We start from the raw sequence: 4,399 nt of genomic DNA on the forward strand, positions 1-4,399 counted from the left end.
GGGTCAGCGGCGGCGGCGGGCCCGCTCGGAGCGCGGGGAGATGACCGAGCCGCGCGGCAGGACCACGTCGGGCGCCATCGCCGCCGGCACGCCCGCCAGGAACAGCGCGAACACCGCCGGCCGGCGCTGCGCGAGCTCGAGCCGGGCGCCGTCGGCCGACGCCAGGTCCCGCGCGAGCGACAGGCCGAGGCCGGTGCCCTTGCCGGACGTGACCTCGCGCTCGAAGATCCGCGGCGCCAGGTCGTCCGGGACGCCGTCGCCCTCGTCCGCCACCTCGACCACGACCGAGCGCGCGGCCCCCGCGCGGGACCGCACCGTCGTGGTGCCGCCGCCGTGCCGCAGCGAGTTCTCGATGAGCGTCGCCAGCACCTGGGCCAGCGCGCCGGGCGTGGCGAGCACCTGGGCCTGCGGGTCGACCTCGATGACGAGGCGGCGGCCCTCGGCCTCGAACGTCGGCCGCCACTCCTCCTCCTGCTGGTGCACGACGTCGCCCAGCCGGATCGCCTCGGTGGTACCGCCCTGCGCGCGCCGCGACCGGGTCAGCAGGTCGTCGACGACGGTGACCAGCCGCTCGACCTGCTCCAGCGAGATCCGCGCCTCCTCGCGCACCGCCGGGTCGTCAGAGGCCAGCATGATCTCCTCGAGCCGCATGGTGAGCGCGGTCAGCGGGGTGCGGAGCTGGTGCGACGCGTCGGACGCGAACTGCCGCTCGGCGGCGAGCCGGCCGGCCATCCGGTCGGCGCTGCGGGCGAGCTCGGCCGCGACCAGGTCGATCTCCTCGACGCCGGACGGCTCCAGCTGCGGCCGCACCTGCCCCGAGCCGAGCTGCTCCGCGGACGCCGCGAGGTAGACGAGCGGGGCGGCCAGCCGGTTCGCCTGCCAGATGGCCATGCCGATCCCGGCCGCGAACGCGACGATCGCCGCCGCGACGACCAGCCCCATGATCTGCGCGCTCATGAGGAACACGTCCCACCACGGCGCGTACATGGTGATCCGGGCGCCGGTGGTGGACGTCTCGGTGATCGTGATGGCGCGCTCGGGCACGTCCGGGCCCGCCTGGTAGCGGGCGCCGTCGGTGGTGACGACGAAGATGCTCACCGCGACGCCGCCGCCGCGGTCGACGTACGGCTCGAGCATGGTGTCGGACAGCGGCGTGCCCTCCTGGACGCGGCTGTCGATCTGCCGCGCCAGGTCGGACGCGCGGGTCTCGAGCGACCCGATCTCGTTGTCCCGGACGTACTGCGCGCCGAGGAAGGCGAGCGGGAACCCGAGCAGGACGACCGCCACCGTGACGGCCGCGATGGTGGCCTGGAGGACGCGGCGGCGCACGGGTCAGCCCCGGTTGCCCTCGCCGGACTCGAACCGGAAGCCCATCCCCCGCACGGTGCTGATGTACCGGGGCGCGCTCGCGTCGTCGCCGAGCTTGCGGCGCAGCCACGACACGTGCATGTCGAGCGTCTTGGTGGAGCCGGTCGGGTCGGAGCCCCACACCTCGCGCATGAGCGTCTCGCGGGCCACGACGGTGCCCGCCGCGCCGACCAGCACGCGGAGCAGGTCGAACTCCTTGGCGGTGAGGTGCAGCTCGCGCTCCGCCTGGAACGCGCGGTGCGCCGCGACGTCCACGCGGACGTCCTGGCTGCGCAGCTCGTCCTCGTCGGGCGTGTCCCCGCCGGTGCGCCGCAGCAGGGCCCGCACGCGGGCGAGCAGCTCGGCCAGCCGGAACGGCTTGGTCACGTAGTCGTCGGCACCGGCGTCCAGCCCGACGACGAGGTCCACCTCGTCGGCGCGGGCGGTCAGCACCAGCACGGGCGTGGTCAGGCCCTGGTTCCGGATCGCGCGGGCCACGTCGAGCCCGTCCATGTCCGGCAGCCCGAGGTCCAGCACGACGAGGTCCGCCTCGCTCGCGCGGTCGATGGCCCCCTGCCCCGTCCCCTGGACCCGGACATCGTAGCCCTCCCGGCCCAGCGCCCGCGCCAAAGGCTCGGCAATCGCGGGATCGTCCTCCGCCAGCAGCACCTGCGTCATTCCGCCATGTTAGGTCATGGGACGGTCTACGACACGGCGCACCGGGGTATCGGTTCGGTGAAGTCCGCCCGTCCTCCCGTGGTCGGACCCCGACCGGGACCTCGGTCCGCCCCCGGGGGCACGACCCTGCCGGCACGCCGACCTACGCTGGCGCGATGACGTGGTGGGAACGCCTCACGCGGTGGGAGGAACGCCACCAGCTCGGGATCGACCTCAGCCTGATGGTGCTGACGGGGCTCGTCGTCGTCCCCCTCGGCGCGAGCATGGCGCCGAACTGGGGGCTCGGCTCCTACGCCGGGGCGGGCCTGGCGGCGCTCGCGTGGGCGCCGCTGGGCTGGCGGCGGACGCACCCGGTCGCCGCGGTGGTCGCCGTCTACGTCGCCTGCCTCCTGCACCTCCTCGTCGGCGTCCCGCTGCTGCTGCCGTCGGACCTGGCGGTGCTGCTCGCCCTGTACTCCGTCACCGTGCACGGGCCGCGCTGGGCCCACCTGACGGCGATGGGGTCCGCGCTGGTGGGGAACCTGGTGATGGTCTCCGGGCTGCTGGTCCAGTCCTGGGCCGGCAGCCTCGCGGAGATGGCGGCGTCCGCGATCGCCCTGTGGCTGTTCGCCTCGGTCACCGCCCTGGCCGTGTGGGCGTTCGGCCTGGTCCGGCGGTCCCGGCGCGTGACGATCGCCGCGCTGCGCGACCGCGCCGAGCGGCTGGAGGTCGAGCGCGACCAGCAGGCCCGGATCGCCACCGCCGCCGAGCGCACCCGGATCGCGCGCGAGATGCACGACATCGTCGCCCACTCGCTGTCCGTCGTCGTCGCGCAGGCGGACGGCGGCCGGTACGCGGCCGCGGCCGACCCGGAGGCGGCGACCCGCGCCCTCGGCACGATCGCCGAGACCGGCCGCGCCGCGCTGGCCGACATGCGCCGGCTGCTCGGGGTGCTGCGCGAGCCGGAGCGGGTGCCGGGCTCCGGCGCAGCCACCGGGACGCCGGGGCTGCTCGCGCTCCCCGGCGGGCCGGGCGTCCCGGGCGACGGCGCGACCGGCGCCGCGCCGTACACGCCGCAGCCCGCCGAGCACGACCTGGAGTCGCTGGTCGAGCAGGTGCGGTCCTCCGGGGTCCGCGCGTCGCTGGTCCGGATGGGCACGCCCCGCCGGCTGCCGCCGGGCATCGGCCTGACGGTCTACCGGATCTGCCAGGAGGCGCTGACCAACGTGCTCAAGCACGGCGGGCCGGACGTGACCGTCACGGTGCTGGCGCAGTGGCAGGCCGCCGCGCTGGTGCTGGAGATCACCGACGACGGCCGCGGTGCCGCCGCCGACTCCGACGGCGCCGGGCAGGGCCTGCTCGGCATGCGGGAGCGCGCGACGATGGTCGGCGGCACGCTGAGCGCCGGACCGCGTCCCGGCGGCGGGTTCCGGGTGCGCGCCGAGCTGCCGCTGCCCCCGGGCGCGCCGGCGGACGACCGGGCCGCCGCGCCCGGCACCCTAGGCTGACGCCCATGTCCGCCATCCGCGTCGGCCTCGTCGACGACCAGCAGCTCGTGCGCGCCGGGTTCCGCCTGGTCATCGACTCCCAGCCCGACCTCGAGGTGGTCCTGGAGGCGGGCGACGGCGCCCAGGCCGTGCAGGCCCTCACCGCCGGCACCGCCCAGGCCGGCGTCCTCGGCCCGGTCGACGTCGTGCTGATGGACGTCCGGATGCCGAACCTCGACGGCCTCGCGGCCACCGAGCGGATCGTCGCCGCCGGGACGCCCGAGCACCCCGCGCCCCGGATCATCGTGCTCACCACGTTCGACCTGGACGAGTACGTGCTCGCCGCGATCCGCGCGGGCGCGAGCGGCTTCCTGCTCAAGGACGCCCCGCCGGAGGACATGCTGGCGGCCATCCGCACCGTGCACCGCGGCGACGCCGTCATCGCCCCGTCGTCGACGAAGCGCCTGCTGGAGCACCTGGTCACGGCCCTGCCCGCCGAGCAGCAGCAGGCGTCCGCCGGGGCCGAGGCGCTCGCGACGCTGACCGACCGCGAGCGCGAGGTGCTCGTCCTCATGGCCCGCGGGCGGTCCAACACCGAGATCGGCGAGGACCTGTTCGTCGCCGAGGCCACGGTCAAGACGCACGTCGGCCGGATCCTGGCGAAGCTCGGCGCCCGCGACCGGGTGCAGGCCGTCGTCGTGGCGTACGAGACCGGGCTGGTCGTCCCCGGGGCGTGACCCGCCTCTGACCCCGGTCGCGCCCCGCGACCCCGGCGTCGTACCCCGGGATGACGCGAGGTCCGGACCGGGGGTGGACGCGGCGGCGCGGCCCCGGTCCGTAGCGTCGGGGACGTCCCGATCCCGAGTCCCAGGAGCACAGCCGTGGACCCGTTCGTCCCCACCCCCGCC

At 76.0% G+C, this 4,399-nt stretch carries 4 protein-coding genes; 2 read left to right on the forward strand and 2 right to left on the reverse strand.

The annotated features are described in order from the left end of the window. Window positions 1-3: 3 nt before the first annotated feature. The gene (locus tag G6556_RS17430; protein ID WP_166944213.1) at window positions 4-1,329 is read right to left on the reverse strand and encodes an ATP-binding protein; all 1,326 of its coding nucleotides are present in this window, start codon (window positions 1,327-1,329) and stop codon (window positions 4-6) included. A 3-nt stretch (window positions 1,330-1,332) separates the two neighbouring features. Next, window positions 1,333-2,025 carry a response regulator transcription factor gene (locus tag G6556_RS17435; RefSeq protein ID WP_147794118.1) on the reverse strand — a complete coding sequence of 231 codons (693 nt, stop codon included), beginning with the start codon at window positions 2,023-2,025 and terminating at the stop codon, window positions 1,333-1,335. A gap of 155 nt (window positions 2,026-2,180) precedes the next feature. Between G6556_RS17435 and G6556_RS17440 the strand changes: the two genes are divergently transcribed. Further along, window positions 2,181-3,512 (forward strand): histidine kinase, encoded by a 1,332-nt coding sequence (locus G6556_RS17440; protein ID WP_166944215.1) that lies wholly within the window; start codon window positions 2,181-2,183, stop codon window positions 3,510-3,512. Between the two features lie 5 nt (window positions 3,513-3,517). Continuing rightward, window positions 3,518-4,228 (forward strand): response regulator transcription factor, encoded by a 711-nt coding sequence (locus tag G6556_RS17445; protein ID WP_166944217.1) that lies wholly within the window; start codon window positions 3,518-3,520, stop codon window positions 4,226-4,228. Window positions 4,229-4,399 lie beyond the last annotated feature (171 nt).

The organism is Cellulomonas sp. IC4_254 (genome assembly GCF_011603975.1).
GTDB lineage: Bacteria > Actinomycetota > Actinomycetes > Actinomycetales > Cellulomonadaceae > Cellulomonas.